Annotated in this window: 17 protein-coding genes; 6 read left to right on the top strand and 11 right to left on the bottom strand. The window is 43.6% G+C overall.

The genetic code is table 11. The annotated features are described in order from the left end of the window. Positions 1–432 precede the first annotated feature (432 nt). Both OCU87_RS05105 and OCU87_RS05100 read right to left on the bottom strand, forming a co-directional pair. Positions 433–1,398 carry a lytic murein transglycosylase gene (locus OCU87_RS05105; protein WP_261857938.1) on the bottom strand — a complete coding sequence of 322 codons (966 nt, stop codon included), beginning with the start codon at positions 1,396–1,398 and terminating at the stop codon, positions 433–435. A gap of 7 nt (positions 1,399–1,405) precedes the next feature. Further along, positions 1,406–1,687, bottom strand: coding sequence for a YcgL domain-containing protein (locus tag OCU87_RS05100; protein ID WP_062689944.1), 282 nt, complete (start codon positions 1,685–1,687; stop codon positions 1,406–1,408). 221 nt (positions 1,688–1,908) lie between these two features. Here OCU87_RS05100 and minC point away from each other — a divergent pair, with 221 nt between their 5' ends. Genes minC through minE form a run of 3 tightly spaced genes read left to right on the top strand, consistent with a single transcriptional unit; the run spans position 1,909 to position 3,668 of the window. Then, on the top strand, positions 1,909–2,571 hold the full coding sequence (minC, locus tag OCU87_RS05095; RefSeq protein ID WP_261857937.1) for a septum site-determining protein MinC: 663 nt from the start codon (positions 1,909–1,911) through the stop codon (positions 2,569–2,571). A 21-nt stretch (positions 2,572–2,592) separates the two neighbouring features. Further along, positions 2,593–3,405 (top strand): septum site-determining protein MinD, encoded by an 813-nt coding sequence (minD, locus tag OCU87_RS05090; protein WP_062689940.1) that lies wholly within the window; start codon positions 2,593–2,595, stop codon positions 3,403–3,405. A gap of 2 nt (positions 3,406–3,407) precedes the next feature. Next, complete coding sequence (gene minE / locus OCU87_RS05085; protein WP_062689938.1) at positions 3,408–3,668, top strand: cell division topological specificity factor MinE; 261 nt, start codon at positions 3,408–3,410, stop codon at positions 3,666–3,668. A 79-nt stretch (positions 3,669–3,747) separates the two neighbouring features. Here the strand turns inward: minE and rnd are convergent, their stop codons facing one another. From rnd to OCU87_RS05050, 7 genes are all read right to left on the bottom strand, one after another. Beyond that, positions 3,748–4,869 carry a ribonuclease D gene (gene rnd, locus OCU87_RS05080; RefSeq protein ID WP_261857936.1) on the bottom strand — a complete coding sequence of 374 codons (1,122 nt, stop codon included), beginning with the start codon at positions 4,867–4,869 and terminating at the stop codon, positions 3,748–3,750. Between the two features lie 280 nt (positions 4,870–5,149). After that, a complete protein-coding gene (gene fadD / locus OCU87_RS05075; RefSeq protein ID WP_094957059.1) occupies positions 5,150–6,838 on the bottom strand; it encodes a long-chain-fatty-acid--CoA ligase FadD in 1,689 nt (562 codons plus the stop codon). 275 nt (positions 6,839–7,113) lie between these two features. Beyond that, positions 7,114–7,986, bottom strand: coding sequence for an alpha/beta fold hydrolase (locus OCU87_RS05070; protein ID WP_261857935.1), 873 nt, complete (start codon positions 7,984–7,986; stop codon positions 7,114–7,116). 29 nt (positions 7,987–8,015) lie between these two features. Further along, a complete protein-coding gene (locus tag OCU87_RS05065; RefSeq protein ID WP_062689935.1) occupies positions 8,016–8,564 on the bottom strand; it encodes a Slp family lipoprotein in 549 nt (182 codons plus the stop codon). Between the two features lie 75 nt (positions 8,565–8,639). Then, complete coding sequence (locus OCU87_RS05060) at positions 8,640–8,942, bottom strand: hypothetical protein (RefSeq protein ID WP_062689933.1); 303 nt, start codon at positions 8,940–8,942, stop codon at positions 8,640–8,642. 34 nt (positions 8,943–8,976) lie between these two features. Beyond that, positions 8,977–9,678 carry a tRNA (adenosine(37)-N6)-threonylcarbamoyltransferase complex dimerization subunit type 1 TsaB gene (gene tsaB / locus OCU87_RS05055; RefSeq protein WP_062689931.1) on the bottom strand — a complete coding sequence of 234 codons (702 nt, stop codon included), beginning with the start codon at positions 9,676–9,678 and terminating at the stop codon, positions 8,977–8,979. 20 nt (positions 9,679–9,698) lie between these two features. Continuing rightward, entirely contained in the window at positions 9,699–11,636 is a 1,938-nt protein-coding gene (locus OCU87_RS05050) for an ATP-dependent DNA helicase (protein WP_261857934.1), read from the bottom strand. A gap of 182 nt (positions 11,637–11,818) precedes the next feature. Between OCU87_RS05050 and purU the strand changes: the two genes are divergently transcribed. Continuing rightward, the gene (purU, locus tag OCU87_RS05045; RefSeq protein WP_261857933.1) at positions 11,819–12,652 is read left to right on the top strand and encodes a formyltetrahydrofolate deformylase; all 834 of its coding nucleotides are present in this window, start codon (positions 11,819–11,821) and stop codon (positions 12,650–12,652) included. A gap of 143 nt (positions 12,653–12,795) precedes the next feature. Here purU and OCU87_RS05040 read toward each other — a convergent pair whose 3' ends face one another. Next, positions 12,796–13,380: a VOC family protein gene (locus tag OCU87_RS05040; RefSeq protein ID WP_062690034.1), complete on the bottom strand. Its 585-nt coding sequence runs from the start codon at positions 13,378–13,380 to the stop codon at positions 12,796–12,798. Positions 13,381–13,798: 418 nt separating this feature from the next. Between OCU87_RS05040 and argS the strand changes: the two genes are divergently transcribed. Both argS and OCU87_RS05030 read left to right on the top strand, forming a co-directional pair. After that, positions 13,799–15,529: an arginine--tRNA ligase gene (argS, locus tag OCU87_RS05035; RefSeq protein ID WP_094957062.1), complete on the top strand. Its 1,731-nt coding sequence runs from the start codon at positions 13,799–13,801 to the stop codon at positions 15,527–15,529. Between the two features lie 189 nt (positions 15,530–15,718). Next, positions 15,719–16,738: a GGDEF domain-containing protein gene (locus OCU87_RS05030; RefSeq protein ID WP_094957063.1), complete on the top strand. Its 1,020-nt coding sequence runs from the start codon at positions 15,719–15,721 to the stop codon at positions 16,736–16,738. 92 nt (positions 16,739–16,830) lie between these two features. Here the strand turns inward: OCU87_RS05030 and OCU87_RS05025 are convergent, their stop codons facing one another. Then, the gene (locus tag OCU87_RS05025) at positions 16,831–17,436 is read right to left on the bottom strand and encodes a DUF924 family protein (RefSeq protein ID WP_062689924.1); all 606 of its coding nucleotides are present in this window, start codon (positions 17,434–17,436) and stop codon (positions 16,831–16,833) included. Positions 17,437–17,707: the final 271 nt, after the last annotated feature.

Raw genomic sequence — 17,707 nt, 5'->3', positions numbered from 1 at the left:
TAAAAACCCAGCACAGCCTGGGTTTTTTTGTATCCAAAATCAGCGTGTTCCACTTCTTAATCATATTCATCGTTATTATAATAATAGGGATAAGCAACTCAGATAATATCTTCCCACTATAACCAACCAGCCCCCTCAGGCACATTTCCTGTACCTAACCTTACTGATATTTAATCTAACGAGTAACTAAACATCACGCTAGCTTATAGAGCACAGTGTAAACACTAATGTATTCAGATTTAAAATAACCTCTCTATTCAGTTTGTAATTAGAACGTCTTGCTGCAGCAACAGCCTTAGATCTAGGCTATCTTCTTCAGATATTACCAGCCTCTGCATTAGATAATTGCAATGAACACTCCCACTCCATTGATAGTCCATACAAAAAAGCCAGAGCAACAGGCTCTGACTTTTAACTATATATCATATGCTTTTAACGAATTCGATCAGCCAAATGACTGACGGCTAGAGCAAAATAATGCGAACGATTCCACTTCAGCAGTGCTTGATAATTACCGTAAATCAAATAAGCACGACCATGTTGGTCATCTGGCTGTATCAACCACGCGTTAATATCTACATTAGGTAAAGCGCCACCATCTAACTTTCGAACACCTAAAGCTTGCCATTCAGTTAGCGTTTTCGCTTTCTCTGATTGCACGCCTTTCAGCTCTTCAGGAAGATTCGGAATACTGACTTGTCGACCCCAAGTATAAGTATCATCCCAACCTGATTTACTCAAATAATTAGCGGCAGAAGCAAAGACATCGGCTTGAGTATTCCAAATATCAACGCGGCCATCATTATTTCCATCAACGGCAAAGGTCAAAAACGAGGTCGGCATAAACTGAGGTTGCCCCATCGCCCCCGCCCATGAACCTTTCATATTTTTCGCACTAATATGGCCTTCATCAAGTATTTGTAACGCAGCCATCACTTGCTTACGGAAAAAAGCCTCTCGGCGCCCTTCATAAGCTAATGTCGAAAGCGCTTCAATCACATTGTAATTGCCCATTAAGCGGCCAAAGTTACTCTCAACACCCCAAAGTGCAACAATGAAACGTGGCTGAACACCATATTTCTTTCCCACAGCCTCAAGCGTATCTTTATGTTCTTGATACCGCTGATTCGCTTGTTTTACTTTCCAGTCAGGTACTGCACGTGGAATATACTCGTCCAACGTGAGTTTTTTTTCTGGCTGATTCTTATCGGCTTTAACTGCGCGTTCGGTAAAAGTGATCCCATCAAAAGCAGCGGTAATCGTATCAGCACTAATGCCTGATTCTTTTGCCTCCGCTTTTAAGCTTTCAACGTATTTATCAAACCCTTCATCCGCAAATGCAGCGGTGGATGTACCTATTCCTATGGCCACTAAGACCGAAATCAAACGCTTATACATATAAACCTTAAGACTTTAGAGCCGCCTTGGCTGCTTTATATTCATCTAATAAGTTAGTCACTGGTGGTGGTAATTGTAGATAAAAACCGACAGTGGCTAAATCTGATTTTACTTTTTCAATGTCCGCGCCCGCTAATTTGCGATCGCCAGCTAACTTCACCACCATAACAAGTTGTGGTGTACCAAATGTTGCGAGTAACGTTTCAGGCACAGCTGAGAAATCGTCCTTCTTAATAACATATAGGTAAGTGTTTTCTTTTTTTGGACTTTTATAGATTGAACAAAACATTTTGCTGCCTGTTAGTTACGCCCTTAATAACATCTGACCTTATAACTTAGATTTCATTCCCTCTTGGAATGAATGTTTTTGCTGATCAGATGAGAGCTTTGTCTGAATTTACAATGCAAGAGCAAGGATAGCTTGCTGATATACAGTTTGGAATATAACATGCATATACCTATGTGATAACGTATCTGAACGGCTAATTTCGCTTCAGTCAGTAAAAGACTATGACTAAACAGGCAGAACTAAAAGGGAGCACATTCACGCTCTCAGCACTCCATCTGAGTAATGATGACATCCAACAGGCAACGGCTCACTTAAAAGAAAAAGTGGATCAAGCGCCAAATTTTTTTGCTGCCGCTCCCATTGTCATCGACATTTCAAATGCGGGCACTAATATAGACTTCAAACAGCTGAAAGCAGGCATCACTGAAGCTGGAATGATTCCTGTCGGTATCAGTGGTTGCAAAGATACAAAAATGCAACGCCTAGCTAAAGAAGCTGGATTAGCGGTTATGAACGCCGCCAAGCATGTAAAAGCAAACGCACCAGTAATGGAGCCAACACGCGTTATTCGCACGCCAGTACGATCTGGCCAACAAATTTACGCAAAAAATTGTGATTTGGTAGTCATGAGTAATGTCAGTGCAGGCGCAGAAATTATTGCTGATGGCTGTATTCATGTATACGGCGTCTTGCGCGGCCGCGCTATTGCTGGTGCTAATGGCCAAAAACAAGCTCGTATATTCTGCCGCAACCTTCAACCAGAACTTGTGTCGATTGACGGCAACTTTTGGTTAAGTGACAAAATAGAAGAAAAATTTTGGGGCAAGGGTGTCGTTATCTCGCTTACTGAAAATAATTTAAACATAGAGCCTCTTGCTCTGTAACGTTTTATAAGGAATTAATAAATGGCTCGTATTATCGTTGTTACCTCGGGGAAGGGTGGCGTTGGTAAAACAACATCCAGCGCAGCAATTGCATCAGGTTTAGCGGTTAGTGGCAAAAAAACAGCCGTTATCGATTTTGATATTGGCTTACGTAACCTAGACTTGATTATGGGTTGTGAGCGCCGTGTTGTTTATGATTTTGTTAATGTAATAAATGGCGAAGCAAATTTAAACCAAGCGCTTATTAAAGATAAGCGTGTTGATAACCTATACGTACTGCCGGCTTCACAAACTCGCGACAAAGATGCACTGAGCCGTGAAGGTGTTGAGCGCGTCTTGAATGACATGGCTGAAATGGGGTTTGACTTTATTATTTGTGATTCTCCAGCAGGTATCGAAACTGGCGCTCTAATGGCGTTATACTTTGCAGATGAAGCCATTGTAACCACGAACCCTGAAGTCTCTTCTGTACGCGATTCAGACCGTATTTTAGGTATTCTAGACTCGAAATCACGCCGTGCTGAGAAAGCAGAAGAGCCAGTAAAGACACACCTACTATTAACACGTTACAATCCAGCACGTGTTGTTCAAGGTGAAATGCTTAGCGTTGAAGATGTAGAAGAGATCCTACACATTCCGCTGCTAGGTGTTATACCTGAATCACAAGCTGTACTTAACGCATCGAACAAAGGTGAACCCGTCATCTTTGATAAAGAATCCGATGCAGGACAGGCATACGCTGACACAGTAGCCCGTCTAATGGGCGAGGAACGCCCATTCCGTTTCTTAGAGGAAGAGAAAAAAGGCTTCCTTAAACGTCTATTTGGAGGCTGATTATGGCTTTGCTAGAGTTTTTCCGCCCAAAAAAAACTAAAACAGCGAATGTAGCGAAAGAGCGCCTACAAATCATCGTTGCTGAACGTCGCTCTGCCAGCCAATCTACGCCCAGCTATATTCCACAGCTGAAGCAAGATATTCTGGATGTGATCCGTAAATATGTGCAGATCAGCCCAGAGCAAGTGAGCGTAACCCTAGATCAGAAAGATGAAGACCTTTCTGTTTTAGAACTAAACGTAACACTGCCTGAAGACAGATAAACTTATTTTGACGTCATGAAAAAAGCCACTGTAATCAATACAGTGGCTTTTTTATCTGTGTTTAGTTATTAGCTCGGCATTAACGATCTAATAATGGTAGTACACGTGCTTCAAATAACGGCTGACGCCATGTTTTTAGCATTTCAGGTTTTTTATCTTGTGGGCGTTCATTTTTCCATGCCCACGATATAAGCTGATTAATCTGCTTTTTAGACGCCAGAAACTCAGAAGCTAATCCTGTTTCAGCTTCTACTTTTGTCACTTCATCTTTAATTTTCTTAACCAGCTGCTTGTAACCACTTAGATCAACAAGGCGTACAATTTTTTCTGGGTAATCCGCAGGATTCATGTCTTCTGCATCAAACACCATTTTCACTAAACGGCCAGCATGGCGTTGTACTTCACGCTCATCAAATTCTTCACGTAGCATCACCGCTTTTGATTTAATGCTATAACGCGCAACTTTCCAAAGGCTAAGTTCTTTCACAACAAAGTTAAGCGCAAGATCGCGTTTGCGCGCTTCAAGCACTCGCCATTTAGCCAATTTTTGTAACACGGCAAGTTGTTGTGGGGTTAATTGCCAAGCGTTTTTAATATCTAAATACGCTTTTTCAGGATCAGTCTGCTGAGATCGCTTTAACATCAAGCTTGCACACTCATCTTCCAATGCTGACATGCGTCCCTTTTCTTGCACTTTTGCTAGCAAGGTTTCAAACAAAGGTTTTAGATAGTGAACATCTGCTGCTGCGTAATCCAACTGCTTGTCAGTTAAAGGACGAGCCATCCAGTTAGTACGCGCTTCACCTTTTTCAAGATCAACCCCCACATATTCACTCACCAGCGCACCAAAGCCTGTTGAGATACCATGCCCTAAAAATGCAGCCATGAGTTGTGTATCTAACATTGGAACAGGTAAACAACCCGCATAATGTTGGAACACTTCCAAGTCTTCACCACATGCATGCAGTACTTTCGTCACCGATTGGTCACGTAAAAGTGCCCATAATGGTTCCATATCTTCGATAGCAATCGGATCAATCAACGATAGCGTAGCACCATCAAAAAGCTGAACTAAACCCAGCTTAGGGTAAAGTGTGCGGGTACGAACAAACTCAGTATCTAGCATAATATATTGCTGAGTCGCCGCTTGTTCACATACCGTCGTTAATCGTTCTGTTGTTGTTATGATTTCAAATTTCACAGCAAACCTTTCTTGGCACTATCGATGAGTGCACCATGTATTTATGGGAGTAAATATAGGGATCTACCGTATTAAAATACCGAATTGAAAAATTATCTCACCACATCGTTATTTGCGTCCGTTTACTACGCCATATCAGTGTGAGAGCATTCTTCAATTGGTATTCACTACGACAGTAAAAATAAAAAGTGCCAGCAGAAGCCAGCACTTTAATACCTTTACGTATTGTAACCCATTATTGACCAGCTTGGCGAAAGCCATCTGCGCTTAATCGGTTATCTTACGCTTCTTGTTTCGCTTCTGTTGCTTGCTCTTCACGCAGTGCGCGACGCAAGATTTTACCAACATTCGTCTTTGGAAGTTCATCGCGGAATTCGACAATTTTAGGAATTTTATACCCTGTAAGATGCTCGCGACAGTGTGCTAATAAATCATCACGGGTTAAGGTTGAATCACGTTTAACCACACACACCTTAACAACTTCACCCGATACTTCATGCGGCATACCAATGGCAGCAACTTCCAACACTTTGCCATGCAAGGCGACAACATCTTCAATTTCATTCGGGTAAACGTTGAAGCCAGAAACCAAAATCATATCTTTTTTGCGATCGACAATATGTAAGAAACCTTGCTCATCGAAGCGTACGATATCGCCAGTTGATAACCAACCATCCTCACTCAAAATATCATTCGTGTCTTCAGGGCGCTGCCAGTAACCTTTCATGACTTGCGGCCCACGCACTTGCAGCTCACCGACTTGATCGTTACCTACAACCTTGCCTTCATCATCAACCAAACGTACTTCTGTTGAAGGAACAGGTAAACCAATAGAGCCATTGTAATCAACAAGATCGTATGGGTAAGCCGCCACTAGTGGTGAACACTCAGTGAGGCCGTAGCCTTCGAGTAAATAGTTACCTGTCGTTGCTTTCCATTTTTCAGCAACCGCACGCTGCACAGCCATACCACCACCAACAGACAGGCGAAGGTTACTGAAGTCCAGTTTACTGAAATCAGCATGGTTAAGTAGCGCGTTGAAAAGTGTGTTTACGCCCGTAATAGCAGTAAATGAGTAACGCTGTAGCTCTTTAACAAAGGTCGGAATATCACGCGGGTTGGTGATCAACAAACTTTGACCGCCCATCTCGATAAACAATAGGCAGTTAACCGTTAACGCAAATACATGGTATAGCGGTAAAGCGGTAACAATAAGCTCGCGCCCTTCGGTTAATACTGGGCCGTATGCTGCTTTCGCCTGCATCACGTTTGCGAGCATATTACGGTGCGTTAGCATTGCACCTTTCGCCACACCCGTAGTACCACCGGTGTACTGCAAGAAGGCTATATCATCACCCGACATGAATGGTTTTACGTACTGCATACGACGGCCTTTGCTTAGCGCCGAACGTAATGAAATGGCATGCGGAAGGTCGTATTTTGGTACCATTTTTTTGATGTATTTAACAACAAAGTTAACCAATGTACCTTTAGGGCGTGATAACTGATCACCCAGACGAGTCAAAATAACGTGCTTAACGCCCGTATTTTTAACAACGTTTTCTAACGTATGTGCAAAGTTAGAAACGATAACAATGCTTTTCGCGCCAGAATCATTTAACTGATGCTCAAGCTCGCGTGGGGTGTAAAGTGGATTCACATTCACAACAACACAACCCGCACGTAAAATACCAAATAGTGCGATCGGGTATTGCAGCAAGTTTGGCATCATCACGGCGACACGGTCACCCTTTTGAAGCTTTAGCTCATTTTGTAAGTACGCGGCAAACGCACGGCTTCGTTCTTCCAATTTACGGAAGGTCATCACCTGACCCATGTTGATGAATGCTGTTTGATCAGCATATTTTTGAACTGATTGTTCAAACATCTCAACTAATGATGGGTATTGATCGGGGGTAATTTCTGCCGGTACATCTTCCGGATAGCGGTTAAGCCAAACCTTATCCACTTGCACTCTCCTGTTTCTTGGCGATGATGCCTATTGAATTTGCTGTAAGGGAAATATCTATGTCTGTAATTGTCTGTTCATGATCCATTGGGTTATCGACTTATCACTCCCCACCTTTACTGTTATCTTATGTATTGATAACAATATAAGGTATTGATGTTAAACCATGTCACCGAAGCAACTTCATACCACATGAATTACGGACAAAGGTATAGTTCAAACAATGCTTTATCAGCACATTACAGCATAACTAACATATGATTAACACAAACTGATTAAGCCAGATTTTCAATATTTGACATAAACGCCACTATTGATTTACAGACAGCCTTAGGGCTTTCAAGGTGGCAATGATGTCCACCAGCCACACGCTGTTGTTGAATGTTTTTCACCCAACCTAATTCCGGTGCTCTCTGTTGTAGGCGCGGAAAACCGTGCTCACCCACAATAGACAAAACCGGACACTCTATCGCCGACATTAAGGCTTGCGCATGCTCTTGCGCGATACGATATAAAGAATCACAACGCAGCCGTTCATCATGACGCCAATAATATCCCCCTTCAATGCATTGCACGCCGCGCTCAACAATGGGGTTTAATAAGGCTTCGCTCAATTGATTAACCTGGCAACGCAGTGCTAATGCTTGCTCAAACGAGACCATTTTTCGTCGTGGTTTTTGTTGACTACGCTGGCGATATCGCTGTCGGCTTAAGACACCATTGCGTAATCGAGTTACCGCATTATCATGCGCTTCATGTAATGGCGATAAACCTTCAATCAACACTAATCCCGCCACCTTTTCAGGAAACGCGGCACTGTACGCTGATGCCACTAATGCCCCAAGTGAATGTCCAACTAAATACACCTTATTGGCGTCTAGCTGTAAAATAACTTGGTGTAAGTCATCAACATAATCAAAGAAGTGATAATAGTTATCGGCATCTCTTCGCTCTGAATAACCGTGTCCCGGCCAATCTAGCGCATAGAGGCGATAGTGGTCTTGCAACTGCGGAAATAAGGATCGGAAGCTAGCTGCATTATCTTGCCAGCCATGAAGCATTAACAATATCGGCTTTTCAGCATCACTGTCGCTTACTGTCATGGCGGTAAGTTGACGCTCTGCAAGCTGAAAAGCCATTTCTTTCATTACGTTTCTCGAGTTAAGCACTATCAACGCTATTTTGTTACACGATGATAAACCTCACCTCGTGTGGTGCCAAAGCCAAAGTAAGAACAACGTGAACCAAAGCAACTATGGTAAGAGTCAAACTCATCCATTCTAATTTCTTGCTTAACACGCCAAATTTGGTTGCCTGTCGCATCCACGACTGGGAACGCATATTCATGCTCTCCAACTTTACCGTCTTCTTTTCCTGTTAGGCGTCCCACTACCGTGACTAAACGATCAGGCGCATACTCTAACGGCTCAAGAAAACCGGGCACATAAGCAACGAAACGTCCAACAGGCTTTGAATCAATACGCGGACGACCATCAGAAGTCAGAGGCAAGCTGGCTATTTCTAAGCGAGTGCGATCTTTTTCATTGGTTATCGAAGCAATAATGCCACCTAAACGGACTTCTTGACCTTGGGCACCATCGGGATCATCAATGATGGTCACCAGATCGGTAATTGGCGTTTCAGTTTGCGTTTTCAATGTCTCTGGTAAGCTCGCGCAGCCTACCATAAAGACTAAGAACACCCCAAGAAATAGCTTTTTAAACATGCGTTTCTCCATAGCAATTGTTCATTATCCATCCAGCGCATCAAGGCCTAATTTAAGCAAACGTTTACTTTTTTGTTAGGCATACATATCAACACCAATCATGGCTGATAGTTCATCGCGTTTTTGCTGATTCATTACGTCTAAATACGACGATACAGCATCGCGATGTTTACCTTCAGGCTGATCATATTGAATATGGCTACGAGCTTCTTGGATCAAGGCTGAATGATCCGCTGAACGCATCGACTGAGACACATTTTTGGATACCGCTTTGGATACCGCCGTTGGCTCAGTTGCTGGCTGTGAGGTAGGTGTTTTAGAAACCCGCGGCTTTTGCTGCGGGTTTATCGATGGCGGTAAACGATGAATAGAAACCATAATTGTAGAATTATTCCTCGCTTATTAGGCGCGATTACTCACGACCTGGAAGTTTTTTCCACGTTACTTTATCTCGAAGATAGACTGGGCTTGCATGTTCTGCATCCACTACCTCACCACGTGCAAAAGCAAAATTTGCCAACACAACCATATCTTGAGAGTCAGGATAAAGGATTGTGCCTGCTTCAGTTTCGACATCTAACTGTGCAAGAGGTTCAGCATATTCTGGCCAACCTGTACCTGCAGTTAACCACTTACCTTGTTGTGATTCAAAACGTGTTAGCAAATCAGCTGGTGCAATTACCATCTCTTCACCTTGAACCAACCAGTCACCGTTTGCTTGGCGAGCATATTGCCCCCAATACAGTTCGCCCATACGCGCATCAATCGCTGATAGAACACGTTCTGCTTGATGCACACGGTAAGTGCCTTGTGCCATTGCAGCCAAAGTAGAAACGCCAACCATAGGTAAATCGGCACCAAAGGCCAGACCTTGCGCAATACCAATACCAATGCGCACACCAGTAAAGCTACCAGGGCCACGACCAAATGCGAGTGCATCTAATTGTTTCAGCGAAACGCCACCTTCGGCTAACACTGCGTCAACCATAGGTAAGATTTTTGTGGTGTGTTCACGGGGAGCATACTCACAGCGTGAAATCACATCATCACCCACCATTAGGGCAACAGAACAGTTCTCAGTTGCGGTATCAACCGCTAAGATTTTGGTGCTCATTCAAGCCTCTGAATGCTAAATTACTCAACTTCGGTACAATCAAGATCATTGATTGCACTAAGAAACTGCCCAACGCCAGCCACATCTCGAGTACGTGGAATTGACGGTAGACTACGTAGAAATACCGCGCCATACGGACGGGTAACTAATCGGTTGTCACAAATTACTAATACGCCTTTATCTTTTTTATCTCGAATAAGGCGCCCCACCCCTTGTTTTAAGGTGATAACAGCATCAGGAATTTGAACTTGCGCAAAAGGGTCACCACCACGAAGGCGACAATCTTCAATACGCGCTTTTAGCAGCGGATCATCCGGTGCAGTAAAAGGCAATTTATCGATAATAACACAGCTAAGGGCTTGCCCTCTAACATCAATTCCTTCCCAGAAGGCGCCTGTTGCCACTAACAACGCATTACCACGCTCTAAATATTCAGCCAACAAACGCTGTTTAGTCGTCTCACCTTGGACTAAAACAGGAATATCTAACACCGCTCTAAAACCTTCGGCTAAATCCCTAACCATTTGGTGCGAAGTACATAAGAAGAAACAGCGGCCTTGGTTATGCTCGATAATGGGAGCCAGCATTTCTACCAGCTTATCGGCAATACCAAAGCTATTAGGTTCAGGTAAGAAACGAGGGACACAGAGTAACGCTTGCGATTGGTAATCAAATGGGCTTTCTAATGAAAACTGCTGCTTCGGCTCTAACCCTAGACGGTGGCTAAAGTGGCCAAAATCACCATCAACCGCCAAGGTCGCAGAGGTGAAAATCCACGCCCCTTGCTGTTGCTGCATTTGTTCGCGGAATTTATCGGCTACCGACAAAGGCGTGATATTCAAACTAAAATGGCGCGGCGTACATTCATACCAATAGGAATAGCCGGTAATAGACGTATCCGCTAAACGGACTAATCGCGCTTTTAATAACGTGGCACGCTCAAAAGCGGCATCCAATAACTGACTTCGTCCTAAAGCAAGCTTCAATACTTCATGGGCCAATTCAAGCGCATCGCTCAAGCGCACCAATTCACGCTGAATTGCAGGGTTATTCGATGCGTCACGCCAGTTACCACGATAGCCAGGCTCACCTAATACAATTCGCATTTCAGCTGCGGCTTGCGATAAACGATCGGCCATTTTCTGTAATTGGCGCATATCTTTGGCTTCAGTGCGGTAACCAATTTCAATGTCTTTCGCGAGCTCTTGGATCTGACGGCTCGATAAGCTCTGACCAAAATACTGGCTGGCAATATCAGGCATTTGATGGGCTTCATCAAAGATGAACACTTCCGCTTCAGGGATCAGCTCACCAAACCCTGTTTCTTTAATGGCTAAATCTGCCAAAAATAAGTGATGGTTAACCACCACGATATCCGCTTCCATTGCCTTGCGCCTTGCTTTTACAACAAAGCAATCATCGTAGGAAGGACACTCTCGCCCTAGGCAGTTATCGTTATTCGAGGTGATCATCGGGATCACGGGGCTATCTTCAGCAATGGTTTCACACTCGCCAAGATCGCCTGTTTTAGTCGCTGATGACCACGTGCGAATTTTGACCAGCTGGGTTAATAAAGTCGGATCGGCATACTGCCCATGGCTTTCAGTGATCTGGCGGCTAAGTCGGTCATGACAAAGATAGTTACTCCGCCCTTTCAATAAAGATAAGCGCCCAGTAAAACCCAGTGCATCTGCCATCAACGGCAAATCGCGGTGAAAAAGCTGTTCCTGTAAGTTTTTAGACCCCGTACTTATGATCGTTTTTTTGCCACGCACTAACGCAGGAACAACGTACGCAAACGTCTTACCCGTTCCCGTTCCTGCCTCAACGACCAGTTGAGTTTGCTCGTTAATAGCACTGTCGACAGCCTTAGCCATGTCTATTTGAGGTTGGCGAGCCTGAAAGCCTGGAATCGCCTTGTCCAGCGCACCGCCTGCAGCAAAAAACTTCTCGATCATAGTATTGGTTATTTATACAGTAGATAACGCGCCATTATGCCAATAATCACCGCGAGCGACCATGATTAATTACCATGTTGAGCATCAAACACAGCAAGGAAGAAGTGGAAAGCCTTTGACCATACAAACAATAGCGGGTAATAAAGAGAAAGGATGATTAAAATAAATATTCAAGGAAGACAATGGAAAAGAAGACATTACTCACCGATTGCCCTGATGCCGTCGGTCTGATTTCAAAAATCACCAACATTTGTTACAAGCATCAGCTGAATATTATTCATAATAATGAGTTTGTAGATAACCCCAATCAACAGTTCTTCATGCGCACTGAATTAGAAGGTGTATTCAATGATGAAACTTTCTTATTGGATCTTGATCACGCCTTGCCGCAAGGCAGTCATCGTCAACTCATTAGCTCCGCGCGTAAACGGGTGGTCATCATGGTTACCAAAGAAGCGCATTGCTTAGGCGACATTTTGGTCAAAGCCTTTGATGGCAGTTTAGATATTGAAATTACCGCTGTCATAGGTAACTACGATGCCTTACAGGGACTAACAGAAAAATTTGATATCCCCTTCCACCACATTAGCCACGAAGGGCTTAGTCGTGAAGAGCACGAGGCCGCTTTGCTGGCCGTTGTGCAGCAATACCAGCCTGACTATGTGGTGCTAGCAAAATACATGCGTATTTTAACACCTGATTTTGTTGCTCAACTCCCCCATAAAATCATCAATATCCACCACAGTTTTCTCCCTGCTTTTATTGGTGCTAAGCCCTACTTACAAGCGTACGAACGTGGCGTCAAAATCATTGGTGCAACAGCCCATTTTGTCACTAATGATTTAGATGAAGGTCCTATCATTACTCAAAATGTTATTCCGGTAGATCATAACTTTAACGCCAGCGATATGGCACGTTCTGGCCGGGATGTTGAAAAATCTGTTTTAAGTAAAGCACTGGGGTTGGTAGTAGATGATCGCGTGTTTGTACTGGGGAACCGTACTGTAATCCTGTAGCTTTATGCTGTTAATTGTATTGGCTACCTAATCCAGCTCAATTCAATCGTAATAAACATATTTCAGGGCGGACAGTAAAAAGACACAAAAGGCGTACGACTCTGTACGCCTTTTTTAATTGACTCGCAGATTATCAATACTCTTTATGCTATTTCACTGTCAATCACCGCTTTTAAGCTACAAGGGTGAAGCTTAATGCAGAGATTATCTTGCTTGAATGCGTAAGTAGGGTTAGCCAAGCGCTCATGCTCGCCTGATGGCGAACTTGCCTTCACCTTAATACCGTGTTCCGCTAATGCACCCCAAGCCAATGTAGGCAAGAGTACGGCTAAGTCTTCTTGTAACTCATCCGTTGTCGCAGCTTGCGAGGGAATCACAAATTCGACATGCTCCCAGCCCTGCTGTGGGTAAACTTTGTCACTTGGGTAAGGTAATTCAAGTGCCTCAATTGTCCAACCTCCAACTTCTAATGGCTGAGTAAAACCAATCACGATAATTGGACGGCCATTAATTTCATTATTCGACCATTCATCGCCATAGGCTAACCATGCTTGGTGCAAGGCTTTTGCCAATTCATGATCATTAACACGCAAAGCAATGTGGTCAGCTTGATACGGCGTAAGATCAATCCCCAGCGTAGTTGCTAAGTCTGAAATTTTGCTCATAAACCCAGGTAATTCTGCCAACATTTGTTCAGGGTGTAAGCCCACATCAAAGAGCTTTTGCATGTTTTTTCTCCAGTTGTTTTTATATTTCTCAACAAGCGCATAATTATCCATGTTTTCGCACAAGGCGAAAGGATAACCTTTGCCACCACAGACCTTACCCCATCTTGCTTGATGCATAATTTTCACCCTACACACCAAGCGAAAAAAAAATCGCAAACAATACACTTTATGGGTTGCCAAAACACCTTACTTTGTGGGTATTATTAGGGCATTAAGACTCTGTGTTCGCAGACTTTCTGTTCTGAAAGTAACACTAGCCCGTCAAAAATACTCACGCAAGCCAATTTCCTAGGGATATTAACCCTTTGTTCTCGGTGCCGTGACTATTTTTGACGGTATATGAACTCGAGCACAGTGACGTTCTTGCAACGCTAGATTACCGGTATCTGGCGTCCTAAACGATTTGAAGGATAAGCGTGTGAATATTCAAGCACTAATTAATGACAAGGTTTCTCAGGCTCTTGAAGCCGCTGGCGCACCAGCTGGAAGCCCAGCAGCCGTTCGCCAATCAGCAAAAATTCAATTTGGTGACTACCAAGCTAACGGTGTCATGGGTGTTGCGAAAAAACTGGGAACTAACCCACGCGAATTCGCACAAAAAGTGATTGATGTGCTTGAACTAGACGGCATTGCAGAAAAAGTAGAAATTGCAGGCCCTGGTTTCATCAACATTTTCTTAGACAAAGCATGGCTTGCTGAACGCGCTGAAGAAGCATTAAAAGATGACCGTCTTGGTGTTGCAGCTGAAGCACAACAGAACATCGTTGTTGACTACTCTGCGCCAAACGTAGCAAAAGAAATGCACGTAGGTCACCTTCGTTCAACCATCATTGGTGATGCCGTTGTTCGTACGCTTGAATTCCTTGGCCACAATGTTACTCGTGCTAACCACATTGGTGACTGGGGCACACAGTTCGGTATGCTGATTGCAAACCTTGAACGTGTACAAAAAGAGTCTGGTGAAGTTTCAATGGAGCTATCTGACCTTGAAGCGTTCTACCGTGAATCGAAGAAAATGTACGACGAAGACGAAGAATTTGCAGCACGTGCACGTGGCTACGTAGTAAAACTACAAGGCGGTGACGAATTCTGTGCTCAAATGTGGAAGAAACTTGTCGACGTTACTATGGTTCAAAACCAGCAGAACTACGACCGCCTCAACGTATCACTAACTCGTGATAACGTTATGGGTGAATCTATGTACAACCACATGCTTCCAGGCATTGTTGCAGACCTTAAAGAAAAAGGCCTTGCAGTAGAAAGTGATGGCGCACAAGTTGTATTCCTAGACGAATACAAAAACAAAGACGGCGAGCCTATGGGTGTTATCATCCAGAAGCGTGATGGCGGTTTCCTATACACAACAACCGATATTGCTTGTGCTAAATACCGCTACGAAGAACTAAACGCCGATCGTGTACTTTACTTCATCGATTCACGTCAACACCAACACCTAATGCAAGCTTGGTCTATCGTGCGTAAAGCAGGTTACTTACCTGAAAACGTAACACTAGAGCACCACGCATTCGGCATGATGCTTGGCAAAGACGGTCGTCCATTCAAGACTCGTGCTGGCGGTACTGTTCGTCTAGCTGATCTTCTTGATGAAGCAGAGCTACGTGCAGCTAAACTGATTGAAGAGAAAAACCCAGAGCTAGATGCAGAAGAAAAAGCGACTATCGCGAATACTGTTGCTATGGCTGCTGTGAAGTACGCGGATCTTTCTAAACACCGTACGACTGACTACATCTTCGATTGGGACAACATGCTAGCGTTTGAAGGCAACACTGCACCTTATATGCAGTACGCTTACACTCGTGTATCTTCTATCTTCAAACGTGCAAACGTTGAAGTTGCAGATCTGACTCACCCTATCGTGATCAACGACGAGAAAGAACAAGCACTTCTATCGACTCTTCTACAATTTGAAGAAGCAGTATTGAACGTTGCTCGTGAAGGTCAGCCACACCTAATGTGTACTTACCTATTTGAACTAGCAGGTAAATTCTCAAGCTTCTACGAAGCATGCCCAATTCTGAATGCAGAAGAAGATGTGAAGCAAAGCCGTTTAAAACTAGCACTTCTTACATCAAAAACTATCAAGCAAGGTCTTGATCTTCTAGGTATCGAAACCCTAGAACGCATGTAAATAAATGTTACGTTAGACTAAAAAATACTAGCCTTCTAGGGTATCCTTAGAAGGCTTTTTTGTGCTTAAGACAAAATAGAATAAAGCGCGGCAACTCGCTCCACAATATAAAATAGCGAGTTAAAAAACCAATGTCGCGATGGTTAGATGTTATGACTTCCCCCTCTGCTGATCGATGGAATGCAGGCTATGAACAAAGATAACTTTGTGAAATCAACGGAAACACTAAAACAAACTGTACCGCTGATGATCAAGCACAAAGTCCCTACTACTCCAGCGAATTATGCGCTGTGGTACACCTATGTTTCTCAAGAGTCACCGTTATTAAACCAAGCGATTGATGGTGAAATCGCCTCTCAAGGTCAATGCACCCCAACGGCTTGTGAACAACTTTATCATCAACATATAGCCAGTAAAGCGGTACAAGATATATCGCAACTCAAACAAAGCTTAACGCTGATGATGCAGGAAGTGTCTCACTCAATGACAGACACGTTGACAGAAACCGAATCCTTCCAGCTAAACCTCAATAAGGGTTTTACGCAGTTAGAATCTGCTGAACGTGAAGGTCTTTCTCTAGAAGAAACCATGGGATTGGTACGTGGGCTAATTAAAGAATCACGTAATATTCAGCTTTCAACAGGGGCATTCAAAAGCCAGCTGAACACCGCCCAGCAAGAAATTGCCTCTTTGCGCGAAGCCTTGCATGAGAGTCAAAAAGAAGCGAATGAAGACGCATTAACGCACCTTTTCAATCGTCGGGCATTTGACCGTGATATTGATAGCCTGCAACAAAAATCGCTCCCTTTTGCTCTTATCATGCTCGATATTGATAAATTCAAAATATTCAACGACACCTATGGACACCAACTTGGTGATCAGGTCATCAAAGCGGTCTCTCGTCGTTTGAAAGAAAGCTGCCGAGAACAAATGCAGGCATACCGTTATGGCGGTGAAGAATTTGCCATCATATTGATGAATCGAAACCATTCCTCTGCCCGCCAGCATGCTGAAACACTGCGCCGCAGTATAGAAAAGATTTCTGTGCTTGATCGTCGTAATGGTGAGCGGATTAATACCATTACAGCGTCGTTTGGTATTGCAGAAAGAAATAGAACAGAAAACGCGGAAGAGGTGATCCGCCGCGCTGATCAATTCTTGAATGATGCCAAAAAGTTGGGCCGAAATCGCGTGTTACCAATCAGTTAAGCCGCGCAAACTTACAATAAAACACATACTCAAAGGTCAGTTCTGCTGACCTTTTTTTAACCGTATATTGCTCGCCCGCCACCACAGCAAACTTATTGTCCAAATCGCTGGCCGCCTTCATGCAACCACGCTAGTTCTTCGGTTGTTGAAAGCCGACCATGCGCCGCATTACGGTGTGGAAAACGGCCAAATGCTTTCACCACGTCGCAGTGCTTAATAGCGTAGTCATAAAACCCGTCGAACATATCTCTGTTTTCATTCGATACTAACTGGCGGAGTTGCTCAAAGCGGAATACGCATTCTTCCTGATCCTCGAGTACCTCTGAATGCTCTAATGGCAGATAGAAAAAAACACGCTCTATCGGTGAGAGCTGTTGATCAATGTTCTGTGCTAATCCGCGCTTACAAATTGCTAATGCCAGTGCATCATTACGAAAAGCGGCACTTAAACCACGATATATATTACGACTAAATTGGTCGAGTAAAATAATCAACGCTAACGCGCCTCTCGGCTCTTTTGCCCAATAGGCTAGCTCTCCCGTTCCGGCTTTACTCACCAACGGAAGAAAATTATCCGTAATATACTGATCAATGTCAGCCCCTCCTTGAAACCACAACGCACCTTTATTGGTTGTCGTCACTTCACCCTCAATATCCCCGAACCAGTAATCGAGTATGGCTTGATATTCTGCGGCCATCTACTTTCTCCATTCTTAATATACCAATATCATGATTACCAAATCATTCTTGCTGGTTAAAACCACTAATAACTACGTCATAAATTTTGTCGTTCGAACAAATAGCTAACTGTAATCTATGCCTAGTTCAAAGTATTTTTGCTGTGCAATATTCGGCTTAGTTAATTATGGTACTGGTATTATCGTTACGTCGTTGTATAAAAAAAATGGTGCGATATTATGTATTTAACCATTGGCTGCGTAATCACACCTTAAGACGGTTCAATTATTT

The sequence above is a fragment of the Photobacterium sanguinicancri genome, assembly GCF_024346675.1.
Lineage (GTDB): Bacteria > Pseudomonadota > Gammaproteobacteria > Enterobacterales > Vibrionaceae > Photobacterium > Photobacterium sanguinicancri.
The sequence above is the reverse complement of the archived record's forward strand: the minus strand, read 5'-3'. Positions and strand labels throughout refer to the sequence as shown.